The organism is Micromonospora sp. LOL_015, from assembly GCF_048060275.1.
In the GTDB taxonomy this organism is placed as follows: Bacteria; Actinomycetota; Actinomycetes; order Mycobacteriales; family Micromonosporaceae; genus Micromonospora_E.
Genome location: NZ_JBHMIO010000001.1, coordinates 15,320 through 32,213 on the forward strand (window position 1 = coordinate 15,320; position 16,894 = coordinate 32,213).

14 protein-coding genes are annotated in these 16,894 nt (G+C 71.9%); 5 read left to right on the forward strand and 9 right to left on the reverse strand.

The genetic code is table 11. The features are described from left to right. Positions 1-186 precede the first annotated feature (186 nt). Positions 187-840 carry an MBL fold metallo-hydrolase gene (locus tag ACFHWU_RS00065; protein ID WP_416589510.1) on the forward strand — a complete coding sequence of 218 codons (654 nt, stop codon included), beginning with the start codon at positions 187-189 and terminating at the stop codon, positions 838-840. Between the two features lie 24 nt (positions 841-864). On the opposite strand, the gene ACFHWU_RS00070 is transcribed toward ACFHWU_RS00065, so the two are convergent. The 4 genes from ACFHWU_RS00070 to ACFHWU_RS00085 all read right to left on the reverse strand — a co-directional run bounded on the left by ACFHWU_RS00070 (position 865) and on the right by ACFHWU_RS00085 (position 5,525). Continuing rightward, positions 865-1,761: an SDR family oxidoreductase gene (locus tag ACFHWU_RS00070; RefSeq protein WP_416589511.1), complete on the reverse strand. Its 897-nt coding sequence runs from the start codon at positions 1,759-1,761 to the stop codon at positions 865-867. Between the two features lie 345 nt (positions 1,762-2,106). Beyond that, positions 2,107-2,925 (reverse strand): N-acetylmuramoyl-L-alanine amidase, encoded by an 819-nt coding sequence (locus ACFHWU_RS00075; RefSeq protein WP_416589512.1) that lies wholly within the window; start codon positions 2,923-2,925, stop codon positions 2,107-2,109. A gap of 439 nt (positions 2,926-3,364) precedes the next feature. Further along, positions 3,365-5,110, reverse strand: coding sequence for a CocE/NonD family hydrolase (locus tag ACFHWU_RS00080; RefSeq protein WP_416589513.1), 1,746 nt, complete (start codon positions 5,108-5,110; stop codon positions 3,365-3,367). Then, entirely contained in the window at positions 5,004-5,525 is a 522-nt protein-coding gene (locus ACFHWU_RS00085) for a MarR family winged helix-turn-helix transcriptional regulator (protein ID WP_416589514.1), read from the reverse strand. The genes ACFHWU_RS00080 and ACFHWU_RS00085 overlap by 107 nt, the downstream gene beginning before the upstream one ends. Positions 5,526-5,650: 125 nt before the next feature. Between ACFHWU_RS00085 and ACFHWU_RS00090 the strand changes: the two genes are divergently transcribed. Together ACFHWU_RS00090 and typA are read left to right on the forward strand one after the other, a co-directional pair. Then, the gene (locus ACFHWU_RS00090; protein ID WP_416589515.1) at positions 5,651-7,771 is read left to right on the forward strand and encodes an MMPL family transporter; all 2,121 of its coding nucleotides are present in this window, start codon (positions 5,651-5,653) and stop codon (positions 7,769-7,771) included. A gap of 4 nt (positions 7,772-7,775) precedes the next feature. Next, complete coding sequence (gene typA / locus ACFHWU_RS00095) at positions 7,776-9,641, forward strand: translational GTPase TypA (RefSeq protein WP_416555494.1); 1,866 nt, start codon at positions 7,776-7,778, stop codon at positions 9,639-9,641. A 47-nt stretch (positions 9,642-9,688) separates the two neighbouring features. Here typA and ACFHWU_RS00100 read toward each other — a convergent pair whose 3' ends face one another. Further along, the gene (locus tag ACFHWU_RS00100; protein WP_416589516.1) at positions 9,689-10,687 is read right to left on the reverse strand and encodes a TerC family protein; all 999 of its coding nucleotides are present in this window, start codon (positions 10,685-10,687) and stop codon (positions 9,689-9,691) included. Between the two features lie 407 nt (positions 10,688-11,094). On the opposite strand from ACFHWU_RS00100, the gene ACFHWU_RS00105 reads away from it, so the two are divergent. Both ACFHWU_RS00105 and ACFHWU_RS00110 read left to right on the forward strand, forming a co-directional pair. Then, on the forward strand, positions 11,095-11,388 hold the full coding sequence (locus ACFHWU_RS00105) for an antibiotic biosynthesis monooxygenase family protein (RefSeq protein ID WP_416589517.1): 294 nt from the start codon (positions 11,095-11,097) through the stop codon (positions 11,386-11,388). A 64-nt stretch (positions 11,389-11,452) separates the two neighbouring features. Further along, positions 11,453-12,709, forward strand: a complete 1,257-nt coding sequence (locus tag ACFHWU_RS00110; protein WP_416589518.1) for a glycosyltransferase — start codon at positions 11,453-11,455, stop codon at positions 12,707-12,709. Here ACFHWU_RS00110 and ACFHWU_RS00115 read toward each other — a convergent pair. Genes ACFHWU_RS00115 through ACFHWU_RS00130 form a run of 4 tightly spaced genes read right to left on the reverse strand, consistent with a single transcriptional unit; the run spans position 12,696 to position 16,892 of the window. Continuing rightward, positions 12,696-13,622 (reverse strand): STM4011 family radical SAM protein, encoded by a 927-nt coding sequence (locus ACFHWU_RS00115; protein WP_416555502.1) that lies wholly within the window; start codon positions 13,620-13,622, stop codon positions 12,696-12,698. The genes ACFHWU_RS00110 and ACFHWU_RS00115 overlap by 14 nt on opposite strands. Before the next feature lie 5 nt (positions 13,623-13,627). Further along, positions 13,628-14,953, reverse strand: a complete 1,326-nt coding sequence (locus ACFHWU_RS00120; RefSeq protein ID WP_416589519.1) for an STM4012 family radical SAM protein — start codon at positions 14,951-14,953, stop codon at positions 13,628-13,630. Next, positions 14,950-15,780 (reverse strand): STM4013/SEN3800 family hydrolase, encoded by an 831-nt coding sequence (locus ACFHWU_RS00125; RefSeq protein ID WP_416555506.1) that lies wholly within the window; start codon positions 15,778-15,780, stop codon positions 14,950-14,952. Before ACFHWU_RS00125 ends, ACFHWU_RS00120 begins: the two co-directional genes overlap by 4 nt. Further along, positions 15,777-16,892: an STM4014 family protein gene (locus ACFHWU_RS00130; RefSeq protein ID WP_416589520.1), complete on the reverse strand. Its 1,116-nt coding sequence runs from the start codon at positions 16,890-16,892 to the stop codon at positions 15,777-15,779. Before ACFHWU_RS00130 ends, ACFHWU_RS00125 begins: the two co-directional genes overlap by 4 nt. Positions 16,893-16,894: the final 2 nt, after the last annotated feature.

The following is a 16,894-nucleotide window of genomic DNA, read 5'->3' on the forward strand; positions in this document are numbered from 1 at the left end:
TGCCCGCCGGCCGGACCGGCCGGACGACCCCGGTGGGAAGGAGAGGCGGACGGACCGCAGGGGACAGTCACGGTCACCACCACCTCCCTCCGGAGAGCTCTGCCTGACGCGTCACGGCAACGGTAGCCTTCTGACGGCAGCCGGGGAAAGCCAATTCCGCCCAGCCACAACCAGCAGGAGGTTCCGGTGCCCTACCAGGGAGACGTCACCGTAGGCGGCGCGCCGGACGTCCGGGAGCTGACCGGGCTCACCATCACCAAGATCGCGGTCGGGCCGATGGACAACAACTCCTACCTGCTGCGCTGCACCAGCTCCGGCGAGCAGGTGCTGATCGACGCGGCGAACGAGGCACCCCGGCTGCTGGAGCTGATCGGTCCGGCCGGGCTCGCCGCCGTGGTCACCACCCACCAGCACATGGACCATTGGGTGGCACTGGAGGAGGTGGCCGCCGCGACCGGGGCCGCCTCGCTCGCCCACCCGGCCGACGCCGACGGGCTGCCCCTGGTCACCGCCACCATCGCCGACGGCGACCGGGTCGCGGTCGGCGACTGCGAACTGGAGGTCGTCCACCTGGTCGGACATACGCCCGGCTCGGTCGCCCTGCTCTACCGGGATCCGCGCGGGGTGGCGCACCTGTTCACCGGCGACGCGTTGTTCCCCGGCGGGGTCGGCAACACCCGCGGCGACCGGCGCAACTTCCTATCGCTGATCGACGACGTCGAGCGCAAGCTGTTCGACCGGCTGCCCGACGACACCTGGTTCTACCCCGGTCACGGAAAGGACTCCACGCTCGGTGCCGAGCGTCCGGCGCTGCCGCAGTGGCGGGCGCGGGGCTGGTGACTTGTCACAGCGACGCGGCGACGGTCAGATCGTGCGGCGACCGCCGGTCACGGCGAGCACCTCGCCGGTCGTGTAGCTGGACTCCTGTGAGGCGAAGAAGACGAACGACGGGGCCAGCTCCGCAGGCTGCGCCGGCCGACCGATCGGCGAGGTGGTGCCGAACTTACCCACCGCCTCCGGCGGCATGGTCGCCGGGATCAACGGCGTCCAGACTGGCCCGGGTGCCACCGAGTTCACCCGGATCCCCTGGTCGACCAGGTTCGTCGCCAGCCCCTTGGTGAAGTTCACGATGCCCGCCTTCGTGGTCGCGTAGTCCAACAACGACGGCGACGGATCGAACGCCTGGATCGACGACGTGTTGATGATGCTGGACCCCGGCGGCATGTGCGGCACGGCCGCCTTGCAGATCCAGAACAACGCGTACAGGTTGGTCTTCAGCACCCGGTCGAACTGCTCGGTGGAGATCTCGGCGATCCCCTTCTCCTGCGCCATCTGGTACCCGGCGTTGTTGACCAGAATGTCGATGCCGCCGAGCTCCTCGACGGCGCGTCGCACCAGTTCGACGCACTGATGCTCGGTGGTGATGTCGCCGGGCACCGGCACCGCCCGCCGGCCGGCCGACTCGACCAGCCGGACCGTCTCCCGGGCGTCGCGCTCCTCCTGCGGCAGGTACGACAGCACGAGGTCGGCGCCTTCCCGGGCGAACGCGAGCGCCACCGCGCGACCGATCCCCGAGTCCCCGCCGGTGATCACCGCCCGCCGGTCGGCCAACCTGCCGGAGCCCCGGTAACTCTCCTCGCCATGGTCCGGCGGCGGATCCATCCTGGCGCCGGTGCCCGGCGGTGGCTGTTTCTGCACCGGCTGACCCCGCTGCTGACCGTACTGCTCCGTCGGATCCTGCCGGATGTGCTGGTCGGCCATGATCGTTCGCTCCTCACGGTACGGGCGCAACAGGTGTGAACACCGCAGCCGTACCCACACCACCCCGGACCGAAACCGTCGGCTGATCCCCCGGCACCGACATCCACCCCCCGGCAGGTTGGAGCCACCCGTTGGCGGGCAGCCGTCGATTCGGAATCACCAGACCCGGCTCTCCACGGCCAGCCGGGTCAGGACGGGCGGCGCGACCGGATGGGTACACGGGACGCTGCGGACACCGCCGGCGCGAGCCGGGCGACGACTTCTGGCGGCAGTCCGGCGGATACCCGGGCGTCGGCTGGGAGTCCTCGACACCAGCCGGATGAGGTCCGGGCCGCACCGGACCGTTCAGTCCTGCAGGAAGCCCTGGGCGACCCGGGCCTCGGCCAGCAACCGCGAGCAGGCGGCCGGATCGGACTCGGTGATGGTGGGCACCTCGTCCTCGCCACCGAGCCCACGCAGGTACGCGAGTTCGGCGGGCCCGATGTGCCGGACCTTGCCGCTGTCGTGCACGACGTAGATCGGGTTCGGGGTCTGGATGGTGCACTGCACGAGATACATGACGGTGTCTCCCGGGTCGTCGAGGTCGTCGATGATCCATCTCGGTCGGGGTGGTACCGGCGGTCGGATCGCGGTGACGATCTGCGCCGCGCGGGCGACGATCGTCGGTTTCTGAGCGACGATCGCGGGACCGGGACACTGGCTGTGTCCCCAGTCGAATCCGTTCTCGGCACCCATGCTGTGATGGCCGAGTCCGCGTTCGCGCGGGCTGTTCGCGTTACGCACCGGCACGCCGTGTTCGAGGTGTGATCGGGCCAGCAGTTGGGCGTTCGCCTCCAGCTGCGGGGCGGTGAGCCGGTCCGGCAGGAACCCTTCGTTCTCGATGCTGAGCCAGGTGCGGTTGCCGGCCCGCTGTGTCCACGCCCGGATCTCGGTGTCGACCATCTGCGCGATGCGCCCGTCCTTGGCCACGACGAAGTGCGACGACACCCGCGACGCGGGATTACGCTGCCAGGCGATAGTGCCCTCGAAGTATCCGTCGGCAATGTGCACCACGATGCCGTGGTGCGCGTCGAGGCGGTCCTCCGGCTCGTTGAACGCACCGGCGCCGTTGCCGCTGTTCACGGTGGGACCCCGCCAGGTAGCGAGATCGGTCCAGATTCCCATGTGGTGGTGCCTCCTTTCCCAGCCGGCGGATGGGTGGGTGGATCGATTCCGGTCGACGTCGGAGGAACGTAGGACCATGGACCGGCTCGGCCGCCACCTGCCGGGTGGCCCCGCTCACCGGTGCGGTTCCGCTCACCGGTGCGTGCGCCGCCGCGCCATGAGGTCCACTGTGCGCACCGGCTGGCCAGGCCGGTGACTCACTTCGACTGGCACGTCCGGCGACGGCTCGATCCCGGCCCTTCCGGTGTCGTCAGTCTTGGTGACCGACGCCATCCCGACGGTGCCATGTATCGAGAGTAGCGTGCCCCACAAGCTTCTGACCAGGGCAAATAACTCTGAGTATTGGCAGGCAAGGGGTAAAGTCGTGGACCGCTGCTGGTTCGGATCGGTTGGCACGGCCCGCCGCCGGAGGCCGGGTGGCGGCCGGCGGCAGGGATCGTCAGTCCTGTGTGACCGGCAACCAGACCACCGACGGCCGCTGCGGGTCATGGAAGATCCACCGTTGGCTGCTCAGCAGCCGGGCGGCCGTACCCAGCGGCTCACCGGAGCCCGGGTTCCTCGCCCACCGCGGATGCGCGCCACCGCTGACCTGCACCCGTAACCGTTCCCCCGCCGACAGTCGGCAGGCGGTCGGCCAGAGGGTCACCGGCACCCGGACCGCCTCGCCGCCCGCCGGCCCGTCCACCCGGGACAGTCCATCACAGATGTTCCATGACCTGCCGCGCCGGTCGACCCGGCACAGCCGTACGAACACGTCGAAGTACGCGACGGTACAGCGGACGTACACCTCGGCCGTCACCGGGCCGATCAGCTCCACCGGCCCGTCCAGCGGCCCGCTCGTGTAGGTCAGCACGTCCGGGCGGGCCTCCAACTGCCGGTTGTCGCGCACCCCGGCGTGCTGGGCGATCAGCATCGGCCCACCCACCGCCGGAGTCGGTGCCGCCGGGTCGTAGCGGTGCCGGTCCGGCGCCGACCGGGGCGGCATCGCCCGGCCCAGCCGACCACCGGGCCACAGGTACCACCCGGTGGTCGTCGCCGGCGGTGGCCAGTCGGCGAGGTCGCGCCACCCGGCCCCGGCGACGTGTACCCGTACCGGCCGGCGCCCGGACGCGCCGGGCACTTCACCGAAACGGGTCGCGAAGAACGCCGCCGCTTCCCGGTACGCCGTGACAAACAGCCCGGGGCTGCCATGCGTCCACGGCCCGACGGTGAGCTTGGGCCGCCGACCCGCCGCCCGCAACGCCGCGTAATCGGCCAGCTGGGCCGGCAGGAAGATGTCGTGCCAACCGGTCACCATCGACACCGGGGCCCGGACCTGGGCGACCTCCCGGTGGAAGGTGCGGGGCAGCCAGTATGGTGCCGCCGGAGAGTGCTGGGTGAGCCACTCCTGGAAGAACGGCACGGTGGAGCCGGTCGCGACCCGGTCCGCCTCGGCCAGGGGCAGGTGCGCCAGACCGGCGGTCAGCCGGGGCAGGCCACGACGTAGCTCACGCTGGCGGGTCAGCCACGGCACCTGCTGGGCCGACATCAGCTCCGCCCAGGTCAGCACCGTGTCCAGCGAAAACCCGCCGCCGGCGTACGTGGAGTCGCGGGTCTGCGCGGCGGTGACCACCGCGACCATCGCCCGTAGGTCGTCGCCGGCATGGGCGGCCGTGGCCCACTGCCCGAAGCCCTGGTAGGAGATGCCGAAGGTGCCGAGCCGTCCGTCGTACCAGGGTTGCCGGCGCAGCCACTCCAGGGTGTCCAGCCCGTCGGCCCGCTCGTGCAGCAACGGCTCGAACAGGCCGTCGGACCCGAACGTGCCCCGGCACGACTGGACGACGCAGTGCCAGCCACGGCGGGCGAACAGCAGACCGAGCAGCCGGACCGGACCGCCCCGACCGTACGGGGTCCGGACCAGCACGGTCGGCGCGGCGCCCGCGCCCACCGGCCGATAGTGGTCAGTCCGCAGCCGCAGCCCGTCGCGGGTCCGCACGGCAAGGTCGCGTCGGATCCGGACCCGCCACGGACCCCCGGCCCCGAACCGCCGCAGGCCCGCGACACCGTGCCGGCGTTCGGGCCGGCCGCCGGGTACGCCGTCAGCGCCCACGGCCGCCGTCCCGAACGGCGGCGCGCACCTCGTCGCGGTGCGCCCGGGTGGACTCGCCCATCGCCGCAAGGAACCGGCGGACCGTCTCCAACTCATCGTCGGTAAAGTCGGCCATCACGGCGTCGGTACGCCGGCCCAGCGGGGCGAAGAACTCGCGGGCCAGGGCGGCGCCCTCGGCCGCGTACCGCAGCCGCACCTTGCGCCGGTCGTCCGGGTCCCGGTCGCGGTACAGGTGTCCGGCCCGCTCCAGCCGGTCCACCAGGGCGGTGACCGAGCCGGAGGTCAGGTTGAGGTGCACGCCCAGGCCGCCCGGGGTGATCGGAACCCCGGTCTGCTCGGCGTCCATCACCGCGATCAGCGCCTGCAGATCGGTGGCGTGCAGGTCGTGCAGTGCGGCGAAGGCGTGACCGACGTGGCCGGCGTCGACGGTGTAGCTGCGCAACCGGCGGATGATCTCCGCCACCACCGCTGACCGACCGCTCGGCCGGGTCCCCCATACACCGGCGCCCACCGTGTGCCCTCCGATCCGTGCCCTGGCCTGACCCTATCCCAGCCTGGATATAATCTTGATGAACGAGATACTGGATAACCGTGGGATTTTGCCCCCGCCCAACCGGCGACGAACGAGGTGCACACATGCCCACACCGCTCGGCACCCGGCTGACCGCGATCATCTGCGGCCGGTGGACCGCCTGGCTGGTTCTGCTCGCCGCCGCGGCCTTCTCCGCGCTGGTGATCGGCTTCGCCGGCGACCCCCGCACCGGCGACAACCCCACCGGGGCGCTGCCCGACTCCGCCGAGTCGGTCCAGGTCGCCGAACTGCGCCGGCAACTGCCCGGCGGGCAGGTCAACCCGGCCCTCGTCGTCTACTCCCGCGACGGCGCCCCGCTGACCGCCGACGACGACGCCGCGATCACCGCCGACCGCGAGGCCTTCGCCCGCGACGCCGCCGGCGAGGTCGGCCCACCGGTGTACGCCCCCGACCGCACCGCCGCCCTGGTCGCCGTCCCACTCCCCGCCGAAATCGACATCGAACGTCTCGGCGAGATCGTCGACCGGCTCCGCGCCGAGGCCCGCGCTGGACTTCCCGCCGGCGCCGAAGCGGAACTCACCGGCGGTGCCGGCTTCACCGCCGACGTCGCCGCCGCCTTCGACGGCGCCAACGTCACCCTGCTCGCCGCCACCGTCGCCGTCGTCGCCGCGCTGCTGCTGATCACCTACCGCAGCCCCTGGCTGTGGCTGGTGCCGCTCGCCGTGGTCGGCACCGCCGATGTGGTCAGCAACGGCCTCATCGCCATCGTCAGCCGCGCCGTCGACCTGCGGATCGACCCTTCCACCACCGGCATCGTCGACGTGCTCGTCTTCGGTGCCGGCACCAACTACGCCCTGCTGCTGATCGCCCGCTACCGCGAGGAACTGCGCCGCGAACCCGACCGCCGCCGAGCCTTGCGCCGGGCGCTGAGCTCCGCCGGCCCAGCAATCGCCGCCAGCGCCCTGACCGTTGTGCTGAGCCTGCTCACCCTGCTCGCCGCCGTACTCGCCAACGACCGCGCCATCGGCGTCGCCGGCGCCGTCGGCATCACCACCGCCATGCTGTACGGCCTGATCGTGCTGCCCGCCGCGTTGTCCGTCTGCGGACGCGGCCTGTTCTGGCCATTCGTCCCCCGCACCGGCCAGCCCGACCCCACCCGCAGCGGCATCTGGGCCCGGGCCGGCGCGCTGGTCAGCCGCCGACCCCGCACCGTGCTCGCCGGCTCCCTGCTGCTGCTCGCCGTGCTGGCCACCGGCCTGTTCGACGCCCGGATCGGGCTGAGCAAGACCGAACAGTTCCGGGTCAGCGCCGAATCCATCGACGGGCTGGCCACCCTGTCCCGGTCCTTCCCACCCGGCGCCGCCGACCCGGTGATCGTCGTCGCCGACGCCGCCCAGACGCCGGCGGTGCTCGCCGCCATCGAAACGGTCGACGGGGTCGCCAGCGCCCGACCCGCCGGCGGCACCGACGACCTCGCCGTCGTCGAGGTGGTGCTACGCGCAGAACCGGACAGCGCGGAAAGCTACCGCGCCATCCGGGACCTGCGGGCCACGCTCGACTCGGTACCGGCCGCCGACGCCCTCGTCGGCGGCTCCGTCGCCGCGAACCTGGACACCCGCGACGCCGCCCTGCGTGACCTGCGGGTCGTCGTCCCACTGGTGCTCGTGGTGGTGCTGGTGGTGCTGATCGTGCTGCTGCGCTCCATCGTCGCGCCACTGATCCTGGTCGGTACGGTCGTCGCCACCTTCTTCGCCGCCCTTGGCGCGGCCACCACCCTGTTCACCCAGGTGCTCGGCTACCCGGCGTTGGACACCAGCGTGCCGCTGCTGGCGTTCCTGTTCCTGGTCGCCCTCGGCGTCGACTACAACATCTTCCTCACCTCCCGGGCCCGGGAGGAGGCGGCGGTCGACGGCACCCGGCAGGGCATGCGGACCGCGCTCGCCGTCACCGGCGGAGTAATCACCAGCGCGGGTGTCCTGCTCGCTGCGGTCTTCACCGTCCTCGGCGTGCTGCCGCTGGTCCCCCTGACCGAGATCGGGGTGATCGTCGGGTTCGGCGTACTGCTCGACACGTTGCTGGTCCGGACCCTGCTGGTGCCGGCGATCGCGATGGTGCTCGGCCGACGGTTCTGGTGGCCGAGCGCGCTCGCCCGCCGCAGCACCCCTCTGCAGGTGCCCGTCGGGGCCGACCCGATGCCGGGCCGGCGCGTCGATGCCGGAGGATAGGAGCATGCAGACCCGCTCCGATCTCCGTAACGTGGCCATCATCGCGCATGTCGACCACGGCAAGACCACGCTGGTTGACGCGATGCTGCGCCAAGGCGGCCAGCTGCACGCCCGCGCCGAACTGCCCGACCGGGCGCTGGACTCCATGGATCTGGAGCGCGAAAAGGGCATTACCATCCTGGCCAAGAACACCGCGATCAGCTACGTGCCCGGCCAGGGCGACCCGGTCGTCATCAACATCATCGACACTCCGGGGCACGCCGACTTCGGCGGCGAGGTGGAACGCGGCCTCACCATGGTCGACGGCGTGGTGCTGCTGGTCGACGCCAGCGAGGGGCCGCTGCCACAGACCCGGTTCGTGCTGCGCAAGGCGCTGCAGGCCCGGCTGCCGATCATCCTGGTAATCAACAAGGTGGACCGGCCGGACGCGCGGATCAAAGAGGTCGTCGACGACACCTACGAACTCTTCCTCGACCTCGACGCCGACGAGACTCAGATCGACTTCCCGATCGTGTACGCCTGCGCCCGCGACGGCGTCGCCTCGCTGACCCAGCCGGCCGGCGGCGCGGTGCCGGATGACAGCGACAACCTGGAACCGCTGTTCCGCACCCTGCTGGAGACGATCCCGGCACCGGCCTTCGACCCGGACGCGCCGCTGCAGGCGCACGTGACCAACCTCGACGCCTCGCCGTTCCTGGGCCGGCTGGCGCTGTGCCGGGTCCGGCAGGGCACCATCCGCAAGGGCCAGACCGTCGCCTGGTGCCGCACCGACGGCAGCCTGCAGAAGGTCCGCATCTCCGAGCTGCTGATGACCGAGGGACTGGAACGCAAGCCCGCCGAGGCCGCCGGACCGGGCGACATCATGGCGGTGGCCGGCATCCCGGACATCATGATCGGCGAGACCCTGGCCGACGCGGACGACCCCCGCCCGCTGCCGTTGATCACCGTCGACGAGCCGGCGATCTCGATGACCCTGGGCACCAACACCTCACCGTTGGCCGGCAAGGTCAAGGGGTCGAAGGTGACCGCCCGGCTGGTCAAGGACCGGCTGGACCGCGAACTGATCGGCAACGTGTCGCTGCGGGTGCTGCCCACCGAACGCCCGGACGCCTGGGAGGTGCAGGGCCGTGGTGAACTCGCCTTGGCCATCCTGGTCGAGCAGATGCGCCGCGAGCAGTACGAGCTGACCGTCGGCAAGCCGCAGGTGGTCACCCGGGAGATCGACGGACGGGTCTGCGAGCCGGTGGAGCGGTTGACCATCGACGCCCCCGACGAGTACCTGGGCGCGATCACCCAGCTGCTGGCCACCCGCAAGGGCCGGATGGAGCAGCTGGTCAACCACGGCACCGGCTGGATCCGGATGGAGTGGCTGGTACCGGCCCGCGCGCTGATCGGGTTCCGGACCGAGTTCCTCACCGAGACCCGCGGCACCGGCATCCTGCACCACGTCTTCGAGTCCTACGAGCCGTGGTTCGGCGAGCTGCGGACCCGGCCCACCGGGTCGCTGGTCGCCGACCGGACCGGCGTGGCGACCAGCTTCGCCATGTTCAACCTGCAGGAACGCGGCTCGCTCTTCGTCGAGCCGGGTACCCCGGTGTACGAGGGCATGCTGGTCGGCGAGAACTCCCGCGCGGACGACATGGACGTCAACATCACCAAAGAGAAGAAGCTGACGAACATGCGTTCGTCGACCGCCGACGAGTTGGAGCGGCTGGTGCCGCCCCGCAAGCTCTCCCTGGAGCAGGCGCTGGAGTTCTGCCGCGAGGACGAGTGCGTCGAGGTCACCCCCGAGGCGGTACGGCTGCGCAAGGTGATCCTCGACCAGACCGCACGGGCCCGGGCGGCGGCCCGCCGCAAGCACCAGAGCTGAACGCACCGCCGCTGGGGTCGCCGGCTGCCGGCGACCCCAGCGGCCGGTCACTTGACGAGGTCGGCGAGCTCCCGCTTACGGTCCCGGGACGACTTGACCAGGCTGGCCACCGTGGTGACCAGCAGGGTCACGAAGATGACGGTCAGCGACAGCCAGATCGGGATGTGCGGTGCCCAGCCGACCGGATCGCCACCGTTGACGAAGAACAGGCTGTTGTCGGCCAACGCCTCCAGCACCAGCTTGACGCCGATGAAGCCCAGCACCACCGCCAGGCCGAAGCTGAGGTAGACCAGCCGGTCCAGCAGGCCGCCCAGCAGGAAGTAGAGCTGCCGCAGCCCCATCAACGCGAAGACGTTGGCGGTGAAGACCAGGTACGGCTCCTGGGTGATGCCGAAGATCGCCGGGATCGAGTCCAGCGCGAAGATCAGGTCGGTGACGCCGATCGCGATCATGACGATCAGCATCGGCGTGAACATCCGCCGGCCAGCCTCGGTCACCGTGGTCAGCCGCCCACTGTCGTAGTCGCCGGAGACCGGCAGCACCCGCCGGCTCCACCGGATCAGCGCGTTCTCGGAGAACTCGTCGGTCGTCTCAGGCTGGCGTAGCTGGCCGATCGCGGTGTAGATGAGGAAAGCGCCGAAAATGTAGAACACCCAGGAGAACTGGGAGATCAGCACGGCACCCGCCGCGATGAACCCGCCGCGCAGCACCAGCGCCAGCACGACGCCGACCAGAAGCACCTTCTGCTGGTACTTCCGGGGCACCACGAACCGACCCATGATGATCACGAACACGAAGAGGTTGTCGACGGAGAGGCTCTTCTCCGTGACGTAGCCGGCGAAGAACTCGCCGGCGTACCGCCCACCGGACGTGGCCCACACCCCGAGGCCGAAGATCACCGCGAGCGCTACGTAGAAGACGGTCCAGCCGGCTGACTCGCGCATGCTCGGTTCGTGCGGCCGCCGGACGATGATCAACAGGTCGGCGATCAGCACCGCGGTCAGTACTACCAGGCTGACCAGCCAAACCCAGGCAGGGATGTTCACTCGGACCTCCGGCAGGCACAGGGCACCGCCGACCGGAACCGGGGCGGGATGCCCCGGTCTTCGTGGAGGTGCGCACAGCAGTGACTGACGGAGGTCTCTTCCGCCGCCGTCCACCGAACTCTGTCTACCTTGGTGACGACGACCGCTGGTGCCGGGTCGGTCCACCATGCGGGCCAACCGTGCTGACGACACCAACGCGGGGGAATACTCCCCTCCTCCTGCGTCATTGTTGCGCAACTACCGGGCAAACGACACACCGGGGCGGCTTACCGGTGATGACAAGCACAACTCCTCTGCCGTCCTAGGAGGCTAGATAGGCATCGGACGACCGTGGGCATGCCCGTCAGAGCCGCCCAGAAACGGCCCCTCGGGCCGGTCCGAACGCAGCCATGTGGCAGGCTGCCGCCATGGTGCTTGAGATCGCGCTGGTCGATGTCCAGGCCGGCCGGGAAGCCGACTTCGTCGCAGCGTACGCCGCCGGCCGCCACCTACTGGCTGCGACTGACGGCTGCCGGTCGGTGCGGATGACCCGGGGGGTGGAAAGCCCCAGCCGGTTCGTGCTGCTGGTCGAGTGGGACTCCGTCGACGCACACGAGCAGAACTTCCGCGCCACCGACCGGTACCTGCGGTGGCGGGAACTGATCGGTCCCTACTTCGCCGCGCCGCCGGTGGTCGAACACTTCGTCGACCTGCCGGCGTGACCCGGACCCTGCCGGCGTCCGGGCGGTCCGGACCAATCCGGAGCCCGCAGTGCGGATAGAGATTGTGACCGCCGGCAGCCGCGGCGACGTCGCACCGTACACCGGGCTGGGACAAGCCCTACGCGCTGCCGGCCACCGGGTCACTGTGGCGACCCACGGCACCTTCCACGGGTTGGTGACCGGCAGCGGTCTCGCCTTCCGTCCGCTACCCGGTGACCCGTACGCCGCCCAACTCACCCCCGGCGGGCGGCGGCTGCACCGGCTCGGCGGCGGGCTGCGCGGCACCGCCGAGTTCGTCCGGCAGGGTCGGCGCTACCTCGACGATCTCGCAACCGGACTGGTCGACGTCGGTGCCGACGCCGACGTGCTGCTGCTGGCCACCACGACCGCGCCGCTGGGCTACTCGGTGGCGCAACGACACGGGATTCCGAGCATCGGGGTCTTCCTGCAACCGGTCGCACCGACCGGCGACTTCCCGCCGGTGTTGCTCGGCGACCGGTCCTTCGGGCCGGTCGGCAACCGGGCCCTGGGGCGCGGCGCCGAGGCGGTCAGCGCGCGGGCGTATGACCGCTCCTCCCGGCGGCTGCGCCACCAGCTCGGCCTGCCGCCGGTCCCGCTGGCCAGCCTGCTGAAACAGGCCCGGCGGTCGGGCTGGCCGGTGCTGCACGGGTTCAGTCCGAGCGTGCTGCCCCGACCAGCCGACTGGCGCCCCGGGCTGGAGGTCGTCGGCTACTGGTGGCCGGCCGACGATCCGCACTGGACTCCCCCGCCGGAGCTGACCGGATTCCTGCGCGACGGTCCGCCGCCGGTGCTGATCACCTTCGGCAGCATGGCGGTCCTCGACGCCGAACTCCCGGCACTGGTCGGCACCGCGCTGCGCCGGGCCGGCGTACGGGCGATCGTGCAGGCCGGTTGGGGTGGGCTGCGGGTCGGCGGCGACGGCGTCCGCCCAGTCAGCAACCACGGCGTCCTCGCCGTCGGCGACGTACCGCACGACTGGCTGCTGCCCCGGGTGGCGGCGGTGGTCCACCACGCGGGAGCCGGCACCACCGCCGCCGGACTGCGGGCCGGGGTGCCGGCGGTGACCGTGCCGCTCATCGCCGACCAGCCGTTCTGGGCCGCCCGGCTGACGCGGCTCGGGGTCGCCGCCGAGCCGCTGCCGGCCCGACGGCTCACCGCCGACCGGCTGGCCGACGCCATCCGCACGGTGCTCGACCGGCCGACGTACGCGCAACGGGCCCGGCACCTCGCGGGCCGGATCGCCGCCGAGGACGGGCACGCCGCGGTGCTGCGCGCCGTCGACCGGGTCACCCGCCGCTGACCGGATCCGCAGCGGCGGCCGGACCGGCCGCGCCTGCGACCTCCGACACCGTTTCGGGGAAGGCGTGCGGGATGCGTTCCAGGACGCCGCCGGCGAAGACGTCGTACAGCGGCAGCTCCCGCAGATGTACGTAGCCGATGTGGCAGTCGCACGAGACCAGTGGGCAGGGGCGCGGGCGCAGTGCGGCCCGGTAGGAGCCGTCGTACAGGTTGCCCAGCGGTTCGGCGACGAAGTGGCACCGGCGTACCGTGCCGGACCCGTCGACCGAGACCACCGACTCCCCGGTGCGGCACGACCGGCCGGCCGACGGGTGCGGGTGCACGCTGTAGCCGAACAGCGGGTCGAGCTCGGTCCACGCCCGCTGCTGGGCGGCGTCGTAGCGGTGCCCGTCGGCGGCGTTGACCCAGAGGTAGACCTCGGCCGGCAGCGCCGCCCGCAGCGACCGGGCGGCCGCCAGGTGCTCGGGCAGACCGACGACCCCCACCGAGAACCGCACCCCGGCGGTACGCAGCGTGCCGCAGCGGCGCAGGAAGACCTCCCGGTCGACCTGGCCCGGGTGGTACGTGGCCCAGAACGCCAGCCGGCGACGCTGGTCGGTGTCGGCGTCGGCCAGGAAGTCCAGCCGGGCGGCCAGGTTGGTCTGGATCGCCACCCGGCCCACCTGCGGCAGCCCGGCCAGCCGCAGCAGCGCCCGCCGGTACCAGGATCGGGTCAACGCCTCGCCCCACGGGGTGAACAGCACCGAGATCCGGTCGCCGTGCGGATTACGCACGGCCCAGTCGACGAACCGGTCGAGCGCCACCCGGTCGGTGCGCAGCGTTGCCGGGTCGTCGCGGCGCTTGGCGAACGGACAGTACGGGCAGTCGTAGTTGCAGCTGGCCAGCGGACCCCGGTAGAGGATGCTCAGGTCCATCCGGCTCACCGGGCCGGCAGGCCGACCATCGCCGCCCGGACCCCGGTCGAGACCAGCCACGGGCCGATCGCGTCGCTGCGGGCCAGGCCGGCCCCGGTCAACGCCAGCCGATCCGGGGTGACCGTCAACCAGCCCCGGTCGACCAGCGTCGCCAGCTGCGGGAAATCGTCGACGGCCCGGGTGGCGAACCGCGCCGCGTACGCCGCCTGGTCGCACCCGTCGGCGCGCAGCAGCGAGGTGATCAGCCAGCGGCGGCGCTGCTCGTCGCGGTCCAGCCGGAAACCCACCTCGGCGACGTCGAAGTCGGACTCCGGCCGGCGCAGATAGTCGTCGATGATCGCCCGCACCTGCCCGACGGAGACCGCATAGTCGAACGAGTAGTGCAGGTCGCTGGTATAGGACCGGGCGCCACAGCCGAGTCCGACCATCCCGTCCTCCTGGCAGGAGTACGCCGGGGCGTCGACGGCCGGCAGCGACGCGCGACGGAAGTGCCGCATCGACAGTTGCCGGTAGCCGGCGGCGCGCAGCCGGTCGACGCCGTGCCGGTACAGCGCCTGCCGTTGCGCGTCCCACTGTGGATCAGGCAGGTCGGCCGGGGCGCGGCGGGCCAGGCCAGTCAGTGGGCGGACGTAGAGCGGGTAAAGGTAGATCTCCTCCGGCTCCCAGCGCAGCGCCGCGTCGAGCGACTGCGCCCAGGTGGCATCGGTCTGGCCGGGGATGCCGTAGATCAGGTCGATGTTCAGCTCCGGGATCGGCTGGTCCCGGATGGCGGCCAGGGCGCGCTCGACCTCGACGCGACGCTGCGGCCGGCCGGCGGCCCGCGCCTCGGCGTCGAGGAAGCTCTGCACCCCGATGCTGATCCGGGTGGTGCCGCGGGCGGCGAGCACCGCGAGCCGGTCCGGGGTGGCGGTGGCCGGTGAGGTCTCCACCGCCGTCGGTACGCCCGCCGGCCGGAACCTGTCGACCAGGTCGAACATCGTGGACAGCTCGTCGGCGTCCAGGTAGGTCGGCGTACCGCCGCCGACGGCGACCCGGGCGAACCGGGCGTCGTCGCCGAGCGCGGCGGACACCCGTACCGCCTGGCAGCGCAGCTGGTCGAGGTAGGCGGCCACCTGCCCGGCCGGCGGGTTGGCCCGGGTGAACAGGTTGCAGAAGCCGCAGCGCATCTCGCAGAACGGCAGGTGCAGGTAGCAGAACAGCTTCGTGCGGCGCTGCCCGGACCAGACGTCGGCCAGCGCGGGACGCGGCCGCAGCGGCCGGTACGCCGTCTTGTGCGGATACCCGTACAGGTAGCCCTGGTACGGCGAGGCGTCCAGGTCCGCGACGGTCACGTCGGGTCCGGCGTCGCGGCGTCGGACCAGTCGCCGGGGGCGATCACGAAATCGGCGTACGGCACCGTCCACACCACCTCGTGGCCGACCCGGTGCCCGCTGTGTCCGTCCTCGCCGTACGCGGTGCCGTGGTCGGCGCAGATGATCGTCAGGCAGGGCCGGCCCCGGGAGCTGGCCAGCGCGAACAACCGCCCGATGTGCCGGTCGACGTATTCCAGGGCGGCGGCGTGGCTGTCCCGGTTGTCGCGTTCGGTGCCCGGCAGGTAGTGCCGGTTCGGCTGGTGCATGGCGGCCACGTTGACGAACAGGAACAGCGGCTGGTCGGCGGGGACGGCCGGGACGACCTCGGCGATCCGGTCCAGCTGGGCCTCGAAGCAGCCGGGCGCGGTCACCCCGAACGCCGACTCCCAGTGCGCCTCGGCGAACAGTCCCGGCAGGGTCGCGCCCAGCGGCGAGGACCGGTTGAAGAACCCGACACCGCCCACGCACACCGTGTGGTAGCCCTCCTTGCGCAGCGCGGTGACCAGGTCGGGTGCGTCGAACACCCAGGTGTGCTCGTCGGTGGTGGCGCTGCCGGGGAAGGCCGCGGCGAACATCCGGGGGTGGCTGCCCGGTTCGGCCGGGGTGGGCAGGAAACCGGTGAAGAACGCCTGATGTGCGGCGTAGGTGAAGCTGGCCGGGCTGTGCCGGCGCTGCCACTGCCCGTCGGGCAGCGCGCGGGCCAGCTGCGGTGTCCGACCGGCGGCGAGCAGCTCGACCGCCACGTCGTAGCGCAACGTGTCAAGCGTGACGAACAGCAGGTCGTGGCTGCCGATCAGGTCCTTCATGCCGACCTCCCCATCGCGGCCGTGGTCCGCCAGGCGGCGAATTGGCCGGTACGTATGGCATGCAGTTGGGCAGCGTAGCTGTCCCGCCCGGCGGCGTCGCGCACACCGGGGAGCAGATCCCCGAAGGCGTTCACCTCCGCCACGGCGTGCCGCCGCCAGTCACTGCCGATCATCAGGTCCACTCCGACGTGCAGGCTGCCGGTGAAGCAGCGGGCCGTGCGTACACAGTCGGCCAGCGCCGCCGCCCACCGGCGCGGGCCGAGCGCCGCCCGCACCGCCGCCGGGTCACCGCGCCGGTTGCCCAGGTGCAGGTTGGTCAGCGGGCCGTCGCTGCTGCGTACCACGAGGTGGCCCGGCTCCCCGGCGATCACCAGCACCCGCAGGTCGACGACCCGGCCGTGCAGGCCGGCCTTCGAAAACCAGCGCTGCACCAGCAACCCGTCCGGTGCCAGCTGGTCCACGATAGAGGCGACCTCCCGCTCGGTGCGGTAGGTCCGCACCCGCAGCGAGTTAAACAGCCGCCCGTCGTCAGCCAGCTCGACCGAGGTGACCGCCTGCACCCGCCGGCCGTGCACGTGCAGGGCGAGCACCCCGGACGCCGACGACCCGTGCACCGGTTTGACGAAGACCCGGGCCCAGCCGACGTCGGACAGGGCGGTACGCAGCTGCGCCCAGTCGCTGGGTGCGGTGTCCAGGATGACCGGTTGCGCCACCCCGGCGGCGGCCAGCCGCCGATGCCCGGCCCGTTTGTCGAACAGCACGGCGATGTCGGCCGGGTCGTTGAGCAGGGTCGCGCCGGCCCGCCGGGCGGCGTCGGTGAGCCGGCCCAGGGCGGCGCGCAGCCCGGCGTACCAGGCGGCACCGCCGCTGATCTCGCCGTGGTCGAGCGGCCGGTCGGCGCCGCGCAGCAGCCGGTCCGCCTCGGAGTCCTCGCCGGGCGAGTCGATCCGCACCGTCGCCCCGCCGGGCAGGGCGACCTCGCCCCCGGCTGCGAGCTCCCGCCAGGACAGCACCCGAACCCGCAGGCCAGCGGCGTGCGCGGCGGCACGGAACGCCCCGACCCGCCGGTTGCCCGGGTTGCCGACCACGACCAGCGGCGTGGTGTGGCTCATCG